Genomic DNA, 15435 nt, shown 5'->3' on the forward strand with positions numbered 1-15435 from the left:
GCCGATGGCCCTGCCGCACCCGGCTCAAGGTGTTGCGGCCGTTTGCGCCGCACGGGCGCGCGCCATCACCTCGGCCCGCAAAGGGTCGTTGTCCTTCATCGTGGCCGCCAGCCGCTCCCAGAACTGCGCCGCCTGCGCGGGCTGGCCGCGCCCCTGCGCGGCCATGGCCGCCAGCGTGAGGGCCACGGGTTGGGTGGGCTCCAGGGCCAGGGCGCGGTGCACCAGCGCATGGGTCGGGTCGTCGATGCGGCCGCCGTGCAGGCGGGCCAGGAAGTCGGCGTGGCTGGCCAGCAGGTTGGCGTCGCGCGGGCGCAGGCGGGCTGCTGTTTCCAGGGCGTCCTGGGCTTCGGCGTCGCGGCCCAGGGCGGCGCGGGCGCGCGCGAGCTGGGCCCAGGCGTGGGCGTCGGTGGGGTCTTGCTGCACGCGCGCGCTGAACTGGGCGATGGCCTGCATGACGGGTGGGGATTCGGCGGGCGCACTGGCGGGTGCGGGCGCCAGGTGCTGAGGTGAGCCCAGCCAGGCATAGCCCCCGGCGGTGAGGGCCAGGGTGAAGGCGCTGACGGCCACGAGGGTGGCGCGGCCGTGCGCCCGCAGGGGCCACAGCAGGGCCGCCAGGGTGAGGGCCACCAGCGCGCCTGTGACGGCGAGGAAGAGGCTCATCGCGAGACCTCCTCGCGATCGTTGGCCTCAACGTCGTCGGCTTCGGGCTCGAAGGCCTCGGCGGGCAGGCGCTGGCGGCGGCGCAGGGTGAGCCACAGCACCAGCAGGCCCGCGCCCAGCAGTGCGGCGGGGCCGAACCACAGCGCCAAGGTGCTGCGCTGCAGCGGCGGGCGGTAGTGCACCACGTCGCCGTAGCGTTCGCTGAAGAAGGCGCGCACCTCGGCATCGCTGCGGCCCTCGGCCAGCAGGCGGCGCAATTCGGCGCGCAGGTCCTGCGCCAGCGCGGCAGACGATTCGGCCAGGGTTTCGTTGCGGCACACCAGGCAGCGCAGTTCGCTGGCCAGGGCGCGGGCGCGCGCATCGAGCATGGCATCGTCGGCGGTTTGTGCGCTCGCCATCGAAGCCGCGGCAAGCAGCAGCAGCGTGATGAGGAGGTGGCGCCCATCAGCCATCGGCCAGCTCCTTCAGCAAGGGCTCGATGCGCGTGCGAATGAACTCGGGCGAGACGATGCCGACATGCTTGAGGCGCACGTGGCCGCGACGGTCGATGACATAGGTTTCGGGCACGCCGTACACGCCGAAGTCGATGCCGGCGCGGCCGTCGGCGTCGACCAGCACCAGGCGGTACGGGTCGCCATGGCGCTGCAGCCAGGCGCGGGCGTTGTCATCGCGATCCTTGTGGTTCAGGCCCACCAGCGCCACGTCATGGCGGCGCGCGAAGTCGACCCACACCGGGTGCTCCACCGTGCAGGGGCCGCACCACGAGGCCCAGACGTTCAGCACCCAGGGCTGGCCCAGCAGGTCGCGGCCGGTGACGCGCTCGGCGGGGTCGTCCAGGCGCGGCAACGAAAACGCCGGGGCGGGCTTGTCGATCAGCGGCGAAGGCACCTCCAGCGGGTCGAGCGAGAGACCGCGCCAGAGCAGCACGATCAAGGCCAGGAAGATCAGGAGGGGCGCGATGGCGCGCAGCACCGTGCCGAGGCTGGGTTTCATGCGGGCTCCTGCACGGCGCTGGCAGCCGCTTGGCGCTGGGCCACGTGGTAGCGGCGGTCGCTGGCGGCCAGGCCGCCGCCCAGGGCCATCAATAGCGTGCCGGCCCAGATCCAGCTCACGAAGGGCTTCACATGCAGGCGCAGCGTCCAGGTGGCGCGGTCGGCCTGCACTTCGCCCAGTGAGGCATAGAAGTCGCGCAGCAGGCCGTGCACGATGGCGGGTTCGGTGAAGGCGGCGTCCTGGCTGGCGTAGAGGCGCTTTTCGGGATAGAGCTGGGCCACCGGCTGCCCATCGCGCGTGACTTCCACCCAGGCCTGCGCGGCGCGGTAATTGGGGCCGAGCACTTCACGCACGCCACGGAAGTGGAAGGTGTAGGGGCCCAGTTCGGCCTGCTGGCCGGCCGACAGTTCGGCGTCACGCTCCAGCTCGTAGCTGCCCACCATGGTGACACCCACGGCGAACACGGCCACGCCGGCATGCGCCAGCCACAGGCCCCACAGCGCACGCGGGGCCTGCCCCAGCCGTCGGCCGTGGCCGCCCATGTCGGTGGCGATGGTGCACAGGATCCACGCCCCCATCCACAGGCCCAGCACGGCACCGAGGGACAGCTGCCCCGCCCACCAGGCCATCCCCAAGGCGCTGGCCACCGACAGGCCCGCGGCCCAGCGCAGCCGGCGGGCCAGCGCGGGCAACTCGGTCTCCTTCCAGCGTGCGAGCGGGCCCAGCCCCATCAGGAACACAAGCGGCAGCATCAGCGGCACGAAGACCCGCTCGAAGTAGGGTGGGCCCACCGAGATCTTGGCGCCGGTCAGGGCGTCGAGCACCAGGGGGTAGAGCGTGCCCAGGCCCACCGAGGCCACAGCCACCACCAGCAGCACGTTGCCCAGCAGCAGCACGGTTTCACGCGACGCGGGGGCGAAGCGCCCGCCCAGGCCCAGCGTGGGCGCGCGCCAGGCATACACCGCCAGCGCCACGCCCACCACCACGGCCAGGAAGAGCAGCAGCGCCAGGCCGCGTTGCGGGTCGGTGGCAAAGGCATGCACCGAGCTGAGCACGCCAGAGCGCACGAGGAAGGTGCCCAGCAGCGAGAGTGAGAACGTGAGCAGCGCCAGCAGCACCGTCCAGGCGCGGAAGGCGCCGCGCTTGTCGGTGACGGCCAGCGAGTGGATGAGCGCGGTGCCGGCAAGCCACGGCAGGAAGGAGGCGTTCTCGACCGGGTCCCAGAACCACCAGCCACCCCAGCCCAGCACCTGGTAGGCCCACAGGCTGCCCACCGAGATGCCCAGCGTGAGAAAGAGCCAGGCCACCGTCGTCCACGGGCGCATCCAGCGTGCCCAGGCGGCATCGAGCCGGCCGCCCAGCAAGGCGCCCAGCGCCAGCGCAAAGGCCACCGCAAAGCCCACATAGCCCATGTAGAGCAACGGCGGGTGCACCACCATGCCCGGGTCTTGCAACAGCGGGTTGAGGTCGTGGCCGTCCAGGGGCACGGGGCTCAGGCGCGTGAAGGGATTGGAGGTGATGAGCACGAAGAGCGCAAAGCCCGTCGCGATCCAGCCCAGCACGGCCAGGCTGCGCGCCACCAGCGGCAGGGGCAGCGAGCGGCTGAAGCGTGCCAGCGCGGCCATCCACGCGGCCTGGATGAGCTGCCACAGCAATAGCGAGCCTTCATGCCCGCCCCACACGCCGACAACACGGTAGACCAAGGGCAACTGGCGGTTGGTGTTCTCGGCCACGTAGGCCACGGAAAAATCGAGCTGCACGAAGCTCACGGTGAGCAGGGCATAGGCCACGGCGATGAGGGCCAGGTGCACATAGGCGGCCGGCCGCGCCAGGGCCATCCAGGGCCCCTGCCCGCGCGCGGCGCCCCACAGCGGCAGCACACCCAGCACGGCCGAGGTGGCCAGGGCCAGCAGCAAGACGACCTGGCCGAGCTCGGGGATCATCGTGCGCCCTCCTCCACGGACGGCCGAACCGCCCGCGACACCGCCTCGCTGGCTTCGGGCGGCATGTAGTTCTCGTCGTGCTTGGCCAGCACCTGCTGTGCATGGAAGAGGCCTTGCGCATCGAGCCGGCCCTGGGCCACCACGCCCTGGCCTTCGCGGAAGAGGTCGGGCAGCAGGCCCTGGTAGACCACGCTCACGCGCTGCGCGGTGTCGGTGATGGCAAAGCGCACCTGCAGGCCGTTGCGCTGCACGCTGCCCGCCTCCACCAGGCCGCCCAGGCGGAAGGCCTGGCCCACCGGCGCCTCACCGGCCAGCACCTGCGTGGGCGTGCGGAAGAAGACGATCTCGCTGCGCAGGGCGTACAGCACCAGCGCCGCCGCCACGCCCACGGTGAGCAGCACGGCCACGACCACGGCCAAGCGGCGTTGGCGGGCGGTCATGCCGTCTCCTCATCATCGGCCTGCAGCGCCTGCGCGCGGGAACGCTGCAGCGCGCGCCACAGGCGCACGATCTCGACCAGCAGCATCACCCCGGCCGCGCCGTAGGCGCCCCAGACGAAGGGTGTGGGGTCGCTCATGCGGCCCTCGCCTTCAGATGCGCCTTCAGCCATGCAGCCCCGGCTTCGCGCTGCATCAGCAAAGCGCGGGCGCGTGTGAGGCTGGCCGCCGCGGCATAGGCCCAGTAGGCCAACACCATGATGATCAGCGGCGTGAGCATGGCCGCCGCCATGCGCGGGCTGCCACCCACCGGCAGCGTGGCGCCCTGGTGCAGTGTGGACCACCACTGCACCGAGAAATAGATGACGGGCACGTTGACCACGCCGACCACGGCCAGCATGGCGCCGGCCGCATCGCCACGCTGCACATCGTCGATCGCAGCGGTGAGCGCGATGACGCCGAGGTAGAGCAGCAGCAGGATGAGCATGGAGGTGAGCCGCGCATCCCACACCCACCAGGTGCCCCAGGTGGGCTGGCCCCAGATCGCGCCGGTGACGAGGCACACCGCCGCCGCCCAGGCCCCCGTGGGCGCCAGCGCGCGCGCCAGCACGCCGGCGGTGCGCACCTGGGCCACCCAGCCCAGCGCAGCCCAGAAGGCCATCACGAGGTAGAGCAGCATGGCCACCCAGGCCGAGGGCACGTGCAGGTAGACGATGCGATAGACCTCGCCCTGCTGCGCGTCGGTGGGCGCCAGGCCCAGGCCCCACACGAGGCCCACGGCGCCCAGCACCGCGGCCAGCGCCCACAGCGCCGGCAGCAGCCGGCCGGTGAAGGCAAAGAAGCGTGGCGGTGCCGCCAGGCCCGTCCAGCGCACGGGCGCATCGCCGCCGGCATCCAGCCCCAGGCGCAAGGCCGCACCGGCCAGCGGCAAGGCCACGACGGCGCTCACCAGCATCCAGGCCGCCAGCAGCGCCAGGTGCGGCAGCGGCGAGAGGCCGCCCAGCGCCGCCGATACGGCACCCGTGCCCAGCACCAGCGCCGGCACGGCCAGCGGCAGCACGATCAGCATCACCAGCAGGCCCGCCTGGCGCAGGCCCACCGTGAGCGCGGCGGCCACCGTCCCCCACAGACTGAAGATCACCGTGCCCAAGGCCAGGCCAGCGAAAAGCACCGCCAGCGCCACCCCTTGCAGGCCCAAAGCCGCCGCCAGCAGCGCAGACAACAGCACCAGCGGCGCACCGTGCAGCAGCCAGTGGCCCAGGGCACGTGCGGCAGCGATGACGCTGGGGCTGGGTGCGGCCAGCAGCAACTGGTCGAGCGTGCCGTCGGCGGCATCGCTCGCAAAGAGTGCGCTCACCGACATCAACGCCGAGAGCAAGGCGCAGGCCCAGACCACGCCCGCGGCGATCTGGCGCAGCAGGGCCGTCTCGGGCCCCACGGCCAGCGGGAAGAGGCTCACGGCCGCCACGGCGAAGCCCAGGGGCAGCAGCAGATCGACCCGCCGCCGCGCCGCCAGGCGCAGGTCGCGTTGAACCAAGCTCCAGATCAGCGAGCGCATGGGCCGCACCTAATGGGCGTCGAGATCGAGCACGCGACCCGGCAAGGACGGCGCCTGGTGGCTGGCCATCAGCACACTGCCGCCCGAGCGCAGGTGTTCGGCAAGCAAGGCATCGAGCACCTGTGCGCCGTCGGCATCCAGCCCGTCATGCGGCTCATCGAGCAACCACAGCGGCCGCGTGCGGCTGGCCGCGAGGCGCGCCAGGGCCACCCGACGGCGTTGGCCCTGCGACAGTTGCCCGATGCGCTGGTGGCGGCGGGCGGCGAGGCCAAAACGATCGAGTGCCCCATCGACAGTCGCGGCGTCTTGCGCCAGGCCCTGCACCCCCAGCAGGAAGTGCAGCGACTCGGCCACCGTGAGCTCGTCCTTCAGTGCGTTGGTGTGGCCCAGCAGCACCGGGGTGCCGCCAGCGCGCACCACCTCACCTTGCGCCGGGCGGCCCAGGCCCGCGGCCAGGCGCAAGAGGCTGGTCTTGCCGCTGCCGTTGCGCCCGCGCAGCCAGACGAATTCACCCGCCCCCAGCGTCAGGTTCACGCCGCGAAAGAGCAGCCGCGTGCCCCGCCGGCCAGCGAGGGCATTGAGTTGCAGCAGGGGCGCGGAGGGGTCCATCACGAAGGGAGGAAGTCGACGGGCCAGGTGACGACCATCTGCTCGACTTCCTTCGCACCGAAGTCGAACTGCCGCACGCGCGCGAGCAGGCGGTTCTCCAGATCGGGGGCGTTGAGCTCGGTGGAGACGATGCGCACATCGGCCACCTCGCCCGAGGGCGCGATGGTCAGGCGCAGCACCACCTTGCCCTGCAGCGACGGGTCTTCGCGCAGCGCGCGGTTGTAGAGGGCATAGATGGCGCCCTTGTGGCGCTCGAAGACGAGCTTGATCTCCTCGATGGAGCGCGAGGCCTTGCCCGAGCCGGCGCGCTGCAGCGTGCCACCCGCGCCGCCCTTGCCCGAGCCCACGCCGGTGCCTGTGCCGTCGCCGCGCACGCCGCCCCCGCCGGGGCCCCCACCGCCCCCGCCGCCGGCCACGCCTTCCACCAGGGTGGTGGCACGGCCTGCGAGGCCACCGCCGCCGGTGTGGCGGCTGTAGGCGGCCGTGTTGATGCCGCCGCTGCCGCCGGTGGCGTTGGAGGTGATCATCGAGCGTTCGGGCAGGCCGGGCTCGGTGCCGGCTCCCACGCCCACCCCCTTGCCGCTGCCCACGCCGGGGCCGGGCTGGATGTCCTTTTGCAGCTGCACGGCCACCGGGGCGCCTCGCAACTCGGCGAGGTCGTCCTTCATCGCGAGCAGGCCCACACCCGCGGCGCGCCGGCGCGCTTCGCCCACCTCACCCGGCGGGCGGCCCTCGATGGGGTTGCGCGCCTCGGGCACGGGGTTGCGCACGGTGGCGGGCTTGGACGGATCGGGCCGGCGGTGGTCGCGCGGCACGCTGGTGGAGGCCGCCGGCGGCTGGGGCGCCGAGGTGGGAGCTGCCTCGGGCTTGGGCGCCGTCTCGCGCTGCACCGCCGGAGGCGGTGGTGGCGGCGTGGCCTCGCGTTCGATCATCAGCCGCGCCAGCCGCTCGGGCACGGGCGGTGCCTGGCGCGGGTCGGGCTGGGGCGTGGGCCACAGCAGGAAAAGCAGGCACAGCAGCGCCGTGAGGCCCAGCACCCAGCGCAGCACGCGCCGGAAGCGGGCGATGTCCTCGGGCGGGATGGACCAGGCGAGGACCGGGCCGCGGAAAGAGATCGCGGTGGCCGCACTCATGACGACACCTCGTACTTTCGGGTCACCGCAAAGGACACGTCGGCGAAGTTGGCCCGTGCGGCCGTGGCCATCACCTTGCGCAGCAGGACGTAGGGGATGGTCTTGTCCCCCATGATGGTGAGCGTGCGGCCCTGGGCAGCGTTCTCGGCGCGGACCACCTGGCGGTTGGCGATCAGGTCCAACTCGGCCTGGAGCGGGGCGATCAGGTCGCCGGGCGTGTTCATGGCTTCGGCCACGGTGGCCACGCGGCGGCCTTCGACCAGGATGTCCTCGGGGCTGACGACCACCACCACGGTGTCGCGCGGGGCGGTCTCCGCGGTGGACTGCGGCAGCTTCACGCTGCGCGGGGCCGAGAGGATCTCGATGCCCGAGGCGGCCGAGAGCAGGAAGAACAGCAGGATGGTGAAGATGTCGATCAGCGCGACCAGGTTCAGGTCGACGTTCGACTGGTGGCGGGCCTTGCGCTGCGCGCGTTTCTGCAACGGGGTGAGTTTCATCACAGGCCCTCAGCGCTTGATCAGCGGCGCGTCGCCGATGGCGATGTCGGGGAAGAGATCGGTGCGCACCAGGTTCACGCCCTGCGCGGTGTAGGTGGCGCGGGTGGCGTCCATCACCTGCACCAGCAGGTCATAGGAGGTGTCGGGCTCGGCCAGGATACTGGCCCGGGTGGACTCGGGGAAACGGCGCTTGAGCTCGAGCATCAGGGCCGCGAGCGTGCGCAGGTCGTGCGCGCCGTTGACGGCCGGGATGCGCTGGATCAGGCCGCCGATGCGGTCGCCCACCTCGAGGGCCTCGCGGCGGATCACGATCTCCAGCTTCAAGTCCTTGGCCTGGAGCTGCTCGACCCCTCCGGTGTGGCGTGCCGGCAGGCTCAGCTCGAGCACCGACATGCGGGTGAACACCGCGGTGGACAGCAGGAAGGGCAGCAGCACCACGATGAGGTTGATGAAGGCGGTGACTTCCAGCTCCGCCGGGTGCTTTCGAAGGCGTCTGACACGCATGAGGGCTCCTTGGCCGCGTTGGCGGGCCGCTTCACTTCGTGCCCGAGGCACCGGCGGCGGCCTCGGCGCGCACGCGCTGCACCAGGTTCAGGAAGGCGATCTTGGCGGCCTCCAGGCCATCGACGATCTCGCTGGTGCGCGCCTGCAGGAAGGCGTGGATGAGCAGGAAGGGGATGGCCACCATCAGCGCAAACGCCGTGTTGTTCATCGCGATCGAGATCGAAGCCGAGAGCATCTCGGCCTTTTCAGCCGGGTTGACCTGCGCCACCGCGGTGAAGCCCTTGATCAGGCCCACGATGGTGCCGAGCAAGCCCACCAGCGTGATCACGTTGGCGAAGGTGGCGATGTAGTGGGTGCGCTTTTCCAGGCGCGGCACGATCTCCATCATGCCTTCCTCCATCGCGGCGTCGATGTCCTCGCGGCGGCCGGGGCTTTGCATACGCTGCAGGCCGTTGGCCACGATCTTGCCGATCGCGGCGTCCGATTCGGAGGCGAGCTGGTAGACCTCCTTGAACCGGCCGCCCTGCAGCATCGGCAGCAGCTGGGCCCACAGCTTCCGGTTCTGCGCGCGGGCGCGCCGCAGGAAGGTGTAGCGCTCGATGGCGATGGCCAGCCCCAGGGCCATGATCAGCATGCTGATGTAGATGAAGGCACCGCTGTCCTGCACGAACTTGACGATGAATTCGAAGGTGTTCATGGACGTCTCTCCGGGGAACGACTAAAAGGGGGTGAGGGTGTTGAAGGGTCAGCGATCCGGTGCCGCGGCCGGGGCCTGGAGCACGCGCTCGTAGTGGAGCTGACGGCGGAAGACATCGCGGTCCAGCGGCGTCAGGGCTTCGTCGAGCACGCCTTCGACCGGGCGGCCGACCCGCTCGCCGGGCACGGGCTTCTTCCAGGGCACGATGTAGAGCACCTTGGGCAGTTCGCGGTGGCCGATGATCTGGGTGCGGTCGAGTTCGGCGCGATCCTGCGCCAGCGCGGACCCGGCCATCAGGCCCAGCAGCAGCGAGGCAGTGAGCGTTCTCATCGCGGCTCCTTCTGGTTCGCGGCCACGGGGGCCGGCTTGCGGTTCTTGAGGTCGATGACCCATTTGTTCACCTCGGCGTCGCCGCCGGGCACAAGGCTCAGGTAGCGCTCGTACAGGCCCAGGGCCTGGGCCGCATTGCCGAGGTAGAGGTCGTGCAGGATGCCCAGGTTGAGCACCGCCGGGGCGTAGTCTGCATTGGCGTCGAGCGCCCGTTCATAGGCCTCGCGCGCCTGCACAAAGCGGCCCTGCTGGCGGTAGGTGATGCCCAGCTGGTTCCAGTAGGACGGCTGCTTGGGGCCGAGGCGCGTGGCGGTTTCGAGCGCCTGGGCCGCTTCGTCCAGGCGGCCGGCTTGGCGGGCGATGAGGCCCAGGTTGGCGTGGGGGCCGGGCAGGTCGGGGTGGCTGCGTGTGAGGGCTTCGAAGCCACGCTGCGCCAGGTCGGCGCGGCCGGCCACGAGCTGGAGGCGGGCTTCGTCGAAGGCCCGCTGCGCGGCCGGGTCCACGGCCGGCGGCGCTGGCGGGGCCGCCGGGGCAGGCGCCGGCGCTGCTGCTGCAGCCGCGGGAGCCGGCGCCACAGGGGGGGTGTCGAGGCTGACCGCGGCACACCCTCCCAGCAAAGCCGCCCACGTCAGCAAGGTGCCAGTGAACACCGCGGAACCGGCTCCGCCGGGCCGCCGGTGTTGCCCCCTCGAGGGCACGCGCGCAGCGCGTAGGGGGGAAGCGACGTCAGCGGATCGCATCGATCGCTCCTTCGCTCTTTTCGGATTTGCCGTAGCGCACCGGCCGCAGCTTGGCCAGCGCGGCAAAGCTGCGCTGCACCCACTCGTCGTAGACGCCGGCCCTGGCGCGCTGCGTGTTGATCTCGTGCAACTCCATGGCCTTTTCCTCGAACGGGTAGGCCTGTTCTTCGAGCATCACCTCGTACTGCTCCAGTTCCAGCTTGGACAGGCGGCGCGGACGCTGCGACTTGAGCATGGCGCTGCCGAAGTCTTCGTAGATCGCCGCCGTGTAGTAGGTGGCCGCGGTGGTGACACCGGCCACGCCGTAATCGGCCGCCACGGCATAGGCTTTGAGGGCCGCTTCCATGCGCTGCTTCTTCAGGCGCAGGTTGCGGTCCAGCGGCTCCACCAGGGTCACCTGGCGGTAGGCCTCGTCGGCCGGCCGGGCCAGGGCCAGGGCCGCGGTGGCACCGAGGAAACGGGTGCGGTCGGTGCGGTCGGCGCCGCCGCGCTGATCGGCCAGCATCACTTCACGCAGCCAGTGCTGCTCGCGTGCCGCGTTGCCATCGGCCTGGGCCAAGCGAGCCAGGCGATGGCGGGCCTCCACCGCGCGTTCCAGCGGCTGCGGATGCTGCTGCAGGTAGCGCTCGTAGGCGCGTGTGGCGGCCACGCGCGAGGCGCCGCGCTCGCTGGCCTGGTGATGCAGCTCGGCCGCCTGCCACTGGGCCTCGCGCGCCACGGCCGGATCGCGGTGGGTCGCGGCCACGCGTTCGAACTCGGCGGCGGCTTGGGCCCAGCGCCCCTGCTCCAGGTACACCACGGCCAGCTTGGCGGGCACCTCGGCCTGCAGCGGGTGCTGGGGGTGCTGCTGGCGGAAGGCCTCGAGCATCCGTCCGGCAGCGTCCCAGTCCTTCAGGCCGATGAGCACGGCCGCGGCGTCGTACTGCGCCGTGGCGCGCACGGCCGACTGCGGCGCGACCTGGGCCACGCGCTCGAAGTGGCCCACGGCCTCGCGGGCCCGGCCGGCGTCGCGCGCGGCCTCGCCCTGCTTGTAGATGGCTGCGGCCTGGCGCTCGACCAGCTCGTGGCGGCCGGCCGCCTGTGCGGGCGTGAGCGCCAGCACCTCGCCGTAGGCGCGCTCGGCGATGTCGAAGCGGCCGCCGTCGAAAGCAGTGTGGGCGAGCACCGTCCAGGCCACCCGGCGCTGCGCGTCGGTGGCCGGCGGCTGCAGGGCCAGCACCTGCCGGGCCACGGCCTCGGCCCGTTCGGCGTCGTTCAGCGCGAACAGGGTTTCGGCGGCAGTCGTGAGCACGGCGCCGGTGCGCGGGTCGGTGGAGAAGGCCTTGGCGAAGCGCAGGCTGCTTTCCACCGACTCGCGCTTGAGCGGCGTGGCCTGCTCGGGCGGCGCGGCCTTTTGCAACTCGGCGTAGCTCAGCAGGGCCGAGTAGCCGGCGTCGGCGCTGCGGGCATGGGGCGGGTAGCCGTAGGCGGTCTTTTCGTACTCGACCGCGGCGTCGGCGTGGCGCTTGTCCTCGAAGAGCAGCTCGGCCAGCAGGAAGTGGTTCTGCGGCGCCTGCGGGTCGTCGGGGAAGGACACCAGGTAGAGACGGTACCAGCGCACGGCTTCTTGGTAGTCGGCCGAGGCCTTGGTTTTCTGCGCGCTGGCATGGTGGTGGCGGGCCAGCTCGCTCAGGTGGGTCTTGACCAGCGGCTGCGCACGCTCCCAGCCCTCGGGGTTGGCGCGGCGGAACTCGCTGTCCACGCCGTAGCGGCCCACGTATTCCTTCTTGGCCTCCAGCGCCAACGTGGCAAAGCCGTTGGCCTGGTAGATGTCGATCACGCGGGCCTGCAGCACCGGCGCCTGCGCATGCAGCGGCTGTCGGCGCGCGAAGGCGCCCAGGGTGTCGGCGGCGTCCTTCACGCGCTCTTGCTGCAGGTAGAGCCCGGCGAGCTGTTCGTAGACGCGGAACTCATAGCCGCGGCGCACCTCGCTTTCGATGTACGGCGGGATGGAGTCCGCGCCCTGCAGGTTGGCCAGCGAGAGGCTGGCCACGCGGAAGGTGTCTTCGATCAGCTCGCGCTCGGCCCGCGTGAGGCCTTCGATGCCATCGAGCCCGGCCTCGCCGCCGCGGCCGGCCAGGGTGAGGTCGAGCACGCCGAAGAAGGAGGCCAGGGCTTCGTCGAGGCGCGATTGCTTGAAGCGCGACCAGCCCTGCATGTAGAGCGCACGCTCGCGGTAAGGGGTGTCGTCGCCGCCGGCCAGCACGGCGGTGTAGGCGGCTTCGGCCTGCGGGTAGCGCGTGGCCGCAAAGAGGATTTCGCCGCGGCGGAAGTGGGCCTCGTCGCGTGTGGCGGTGTCCGGGTAGGCGGCCACCAGGCGGTCGAGCACGGCCAGGGCCTCTTCGAGCTGGCCGCTTTGCTCATGGGCGCGGGCCAGCTGGTAGAGCACGCGGTCGGCGTCGGGGGCCTTGGGGTAGGTGCGCAGGTAGTCCTGGTAGCGGGCGATGGCGGCGCGGAAGTCGGCCGGCGTGCCCGCGCTGGCACCTTCGGCCATGCGGCGGTCGGCCAGGTCCATCTCCAGGTCGCCCAGGCGGCGCATCGCTTCGGCGCGTTGGGGCGCCTTCGGGGCCACCTCCAGGAATTTCTGGTAGGCCGCGATGGTCTGCTCTTCGGTGCTGCGGATGCCCGGGTCGGCGGCCAGCTCGACCTTGCGCCCGGCCAGGCTCTTGAGCGTGGGCTCGTTGTCGGGGCTGCCCTTGCGCGGCCCCGAGCAGGCCGCCAGCACGGCGGCCAGGAGCAGGGGCAGCACACTAGCGCGGCGCCGCATCGGATCGCTCCTGTGCACCGCCCGGGACCCGGGTGGCGTGGTCGTACAACTGGGCCACGGCAAAGCGGGCCTGGGTGGCGTACACCGCCAGGCGTTGCTGCTGGCGGGTGAGTTCATCCACGGCCAAGGCCTCGACCGCTTGCTGCTGCTCGCGGGCGAGTGCGGCCACGCGAGGGGCCAGGGCCTCGATGCGGCCGGCCAGGGCCGGCAGGCGGCCTTCGAAGGACGCAAAGCGGGCGGGTTCGTCGCGCTGGGCCTGGGCCAGGGCCGCCTCGCGCGCCTGGGCCCGGGCGAGTTGTTCGTCCACCCTGCGCAGGGCCTTGCGGGCCTCCCACAGGCGCACGGGGTAGTCTTCATCGAGCGTCCAGCGCAACACGCCTTCGGCCAGGCGATGGCGCTCGCGCAAGGGGGCGGCCTCCGGGGCATCGCCCACCCGCGCGAGGGTCTCGCGCACGCGGGCCAGGCGCTCCAGCAGTTCGCGCTCCTTGGGCGTGGCCAGGGCGGCGGCATCGCGCTGCGCGATCACGCGGTCGAGCTCGGCCTGCGCGGCATCGCGCCGACGCTGCAGCGCGGCCACGCCGGTTTCGCTTTCGCGCGCGGCGGCCTGGATGCGCGGCAGCCGCTCGGCAAAGGCCTGCTGGCGGTGTTCGAGGATGTCACGGAAGGCGGCGAGCTTGTCGCGCCACTGGGCCAGTTGGTGGGCCAGGAACTGCAGGTCGCGGTAATTCTTGAAGGCCTCCTGGAACTCATGGCGGGCCAGCACCCGGGCCAGGTGGCGGCCGTGCGGCATCTGCGGCAGCTCGCGCAATTGCCAGAACCAGCCCATCTCCACGCCGGGGTTGAGCGTCATCAGGCCCTCGACCAGCTTGCCGGCACGGATGGCGCCGATGGATTCGCCCAGCGCCGCATGCTCGCGCTCGTAGGCGGCGATCGCGTCCTGGTAGCCCTGCAGCGCCAGGCCGAGGGCCCCGAGTTCCGCCTGGGCATAAGGCACGGCGATGCGGGCTTCGAGCACGGCGGCATCGTCGCCCTCGCGGCCGGCCAGCTCCATCCAGGGCACCAGGGCCTCGCGCGGCTGCTCGAGCGCCGCGGCGGCCCAGCCAAAGCCCAGCAGCGCCTGGTTCGACTGCGGGCCACGCAGGCGCACGCGTTCGAGGTACTGGCGCGCCTGCTGGGGCTGCTCGGCCTGCAGCGCAGCAAAGCCCAGGGCCACGTTGGCCCGGTCGCGCAGCACACGGTATTCCTCGCTGTGGGCGCCGGAGCGGCCGATCTCGTCGAGCCAGCGCGTGCCGGCCTCCGTGTCGTGGTTGCGGATCAGGGCCACGCCCAGGTTGTAGCGGGCATAGGCGGCGCGCATCGCGGGCTCGGGATCGTCGCGGCGGGCCTGGGCGCGGCTTTCCTCGACCTGCGCGCGCAGCAGCGCGGCCGCCTGGGCGTACTGCCCGCGCGCCATCAGCACCTGGGCACTCAGCAAGGCGTGGTCCTCGCGGAACTCGGTGGGCAGCTCCTGGCCGATGCGGTCGAGCGCGGCCTGGGCCTCGTCGAGGTGGCCGCGCTGGTAGCGGATCTTGGCCAAGTAGTACCAGGCTCGGTCGCGCACCGCGGGGCGGGCGCCCTGCTCGATGAGGGTTTCGAAGATGCGTCCGGCCTCGCGGTGCAGGCCGTACGACAGCAGCAGGCCGCCGCGCAGGATCTCGGCCTCCTCGGCATGCTGGGGCACCCGCTCGAAGTGCTGCGAGACCATCAGCGTGCTCAGCGCGCTGAAGTACCGGTGCTGGAAGAAGTGGAAAAGTGCGTCACCGTAGTGCGGGTCCTTCACCGGGCCGGGGCCGCGCGTGGTCTGCGCGCCAGCGCCCTGGCTGAGCAGGGCCGCCGCCAAGCCGACGCAAAGAACGCGGCGCAGGGGTCGGCAGGCCAGGAATGGACGACGCATGGACAGGCCCCGACTACCAGACCTTCACGTTGAACTCGGGCTGCAGCTTGCCGGCGGCATCCTGGATGCGCAGCTCGATGTACTTCGGATCGGCGCCCTTGTCGAACTTCACGGTGGCACCACGCCGGTAGTCGCGCTGGTGCGGCCCGCCGCCGGTGAAGATGGCGACGAGTTCGTGGGTGCCGGTGCGCAGGTTGCCCAGATACAGGCGCTGCACGCCGCCGCGGTGCAGGGCCTGCACTTCGGCCGGCGTGTAGAGGTGGCTGGCCACGAGCTTGTCGCCCAGCTTGATCTGCACCGACTCCAGTTCGAAGAGCTTGCCCACGTCCATCGAGACGAACACGGCCACCTGGGTGCTGGCGGGGAAGAGCAGCTCCTCCTCGAGCACGAGCAGGTCGCGGTTGAGCTGGATGAGGTCGTTTTTCAGCGTCTGCACGCGCTCATCCAGCGACGCGGCCGCAGCGGGAGCGGCCGCGGCAGGCTCGGCGCTCGCCGGGGGGCTGGCCCCGGCCAGGCTGACGCACAGGCCGAGGCTGGCGGCCAGCAGGCGAAGGAGGTGTCGGTACGGCAGGGGGGCTCTCATGGGCACGCTCGC

General features: G+C 71.8%; 17 protein-coding genes. All 17 read right to left on the reverse strand.

All coding sequences use genetic code 11. The annotated features are described in order from the left end of the window. Window positions 1-24: 24 nt before the first annotated feature. Entirely contained in the window at window positions 25-660 is a 636-nt protein-coding gene (locus ACK4ZD_RS10440; RefSeq protein WP_409661401.1) for a tetratricopeptide repeat protein, read from the reverse strand. Continuing rightward, window positions 657-1112, reverse strand: coding sequence for a cytochrome c-type biogenesis protein (locus ACK4ZD_RS10445; protein WP_409661403.1), 456 nt, complete (start codon window positions 1110-1112; stop codon window positions 657-659). Before ACK4ZD_RS10445 ends, ACK4ZD_RS10440 begins: the two co-directional genes overlap by 4 nt. Continuing rightward, on the reverse strand, window positions 1105-1653 hold the full coding sequence (locus tag ACK4ZD_RS10450; protein ID WP_272867977.1) for a DsbE family thiol:disulfide interchange protein: 549 nt from the start codon (window positions 1651-1653) through the stop codon (window positions 1105-1107). Before ACK4ZD_RS10450 ends, ACK4ZD_RS10445 begins: the two co-directional genes overlap by 8 nt. Continuing rightward, window positions 1650-3596 (reverse strand): heme lyase CcmF/NrfE family subunit, encoded by a 1947-nt coding sequence (locus ACK4ZD_RS10455; RefSeq protein ID WP_409661406.1) that lies wholly within the window; start codon window positions 3594-3596, stop codon window positions 1650-1652. The genes ACK4ZD_RS10450 and ACK4ZD_RS10455 overlap by 4 nt, the downstream gene beginning before the upstream one ends. Then, the gene (gene ccmE, locus ACK4ZD_RS10460; protein ID WP_409661409.1) at window positions 3593-4036 is read right to left on the reverse strand and encodes a cytochrome c maturation protein CcmE; all 444 of its coding nucleotides are present in this window, start codon (window positions 4034-4036) and stop codon (window positions 3593-3595) included. The genes ACK4ZD_RS10455 and ccmE overlap by 4 nt, the downstream gene beginning before the upstream one ends. After that, window positions 4033-4173 (reverse strand): heme exporter protein CcmD, encoded by a 141-nt coding sequence (gene ccmD / locus ACK4ZD_RS10465; protein ID WP_409661412.1) that lies wholly within the window; start codon window positions 4171-4173, stop codon window positions 4033-4035. Before ccmD ends, ccmE begins: the two co-directional genes overlap by 4 nt. Continuing rightward, window positions 4170-5591, reverse strand: coding sequence for a heme exporter protein CcmB (gene ccmB, locus ACK4ZD_RS10470; RefSeq protein WP_409661415.1), 1422 nt, complete (start codon window positions 5589-5591; stop codon window positions 4170-4172). The genes ccmD and ccmB overlap by 4 nt, the downstream gene beginning before the upstream one ends. A gap of 9 nt (window positions 5592-5600) precedes the next feature. Next, complete coding sequence (gene ccmA / locus ACK4ZD_RS10475; protein WP_409661513.1) at window positions 5601-6200, reverse strand: heme ABC exporter ATP-binding protein CcmA; 600 nt, start codon at window positions 6198-6200, stop codon at window positions 5601-5603. Beyond that, entirely contained in the window at window positions 6200-7333 is a 1134-nt protein-coding gene (locus ACK4ZD_RS10480) for a TonB family protein (protein ID WP_409661418.1), read from the reverse strand. The genes ccmA and ACK4ZD_RS10480 overlap by 1 nt, the downstream gene beginning before the upstream one ends. Continuing rightward, window positions 7330-7830 (reverse strand): ExbD/TolR family protein, encoded by a 501-nt coding sequence (locus ACK4ZD_RS10485; RefSeq protein WP_409661421.1) that lies wholly within the window; start codon window positions 7828-7830, stop codon window positions 7330-7332. Before ACK4ZD_RS10485 ends, ACK4ZD_RS10480 begins: the two co-directional genes overlap by 4 nt. 9 nt (window positions 7831-7839) lie before the next feature. Next, complete coding sequence (locus ACK4ZD_RS10490; RefSeq protein ID WP_409661424.1) at window positions 7840-8334, reverse strand: ExbD/TolR family protein; 495 nt, start codon at window positions 8332-8334, stop codon at window positions 7840-7842. A 31-nt stretch (window positions 8335-8365) separates the two neighbouring features. Further along, window positions 8366-9031 (reverse strand): MotA/TolQ/ExbB proton channel family protein, encoded by a 666-nt coding sequence (locus tag ACK4ZD_RS10495; protein ID WP_409661427.1) that lies wholly within the window; start codon window positions 9029-9031, stop codon window positions 8366-8368. Window positions 9032-9079: 48 nt separating this feature from the next. Continuing rightward, on the reverse strand, window positions 9080-9361 hold the full coding sequence (locus ACK4ZD_RS10500) for a hypothetical protein (RefSeq protein WP_409661430.1): 282 nt from the start codon (window positions 9359-9361) through the stop codon (window positions 9080-9082). Continuing rightward, window positions 9358-10011, reverse strand: coding sequence for a tetratricopeptide repeat protein (locus tag ACK4ZD_RS10505; protein WP_409661433.1), 654 nt, complete (start codon window positions 10009-10011; stop codon window positions 9358-9360). Before ACK4ZD_RS10505 ends, ACK4ZD_RS10500 begins: the two co-directional genes overlap by 4 nt. Before the next feature lie 76 nt (window positions 10012-10087). Then, the gene (locus tag ACK4ZD_RS10510; RefSeq protein WP_409661436.1) at window positions 10088-12907 is read right to left on the reverse strand and encodes a tetratricopeptide repeat protein; all 2820 of its coding nucleotides are present in this window, start codon (window positions 12905-12907) and stop codon (window positions 10088-10090) included. Continuing rightward, window positions 12891-14840, reverse strand: coding sequence for a hypothetical protein (locus ACK4ZD_RS10515; protein WP_409661439.1), 1950 nt, complete (start codon window positions 14838-14840; stop codon window positions 12891-12893). The genes ACK4ZD_RS10510 and ACK4ZD_RS10515 overlap by 17 nt, the downstream gene beginning before the upstream one ends. Window positions 14841-14853: 13 nt before the next feature. Next, window positions 14854-15423: an AraC family transcriptional regulator gene (locus ACK4ZD_RS10520; RefSeq protein WP_409661442.1), complete on the reverse strand. Its 570-nt coding sequence runs from the start codon at window positions 15421-15423 to the stop codon at window positions 14854-14856. Window positions 15424-15435: the final 12 nt, after the last annotated feature.

Source organism: Caldimonas sp., assembly GCF_046291045.1.
Taxonomy (GTDB): domain Bacteria; phylum Pseudomonadota; class Gammaproteobacteria; order Burkholderiales; family Burkholderiaceae_C; genus Caldimonas.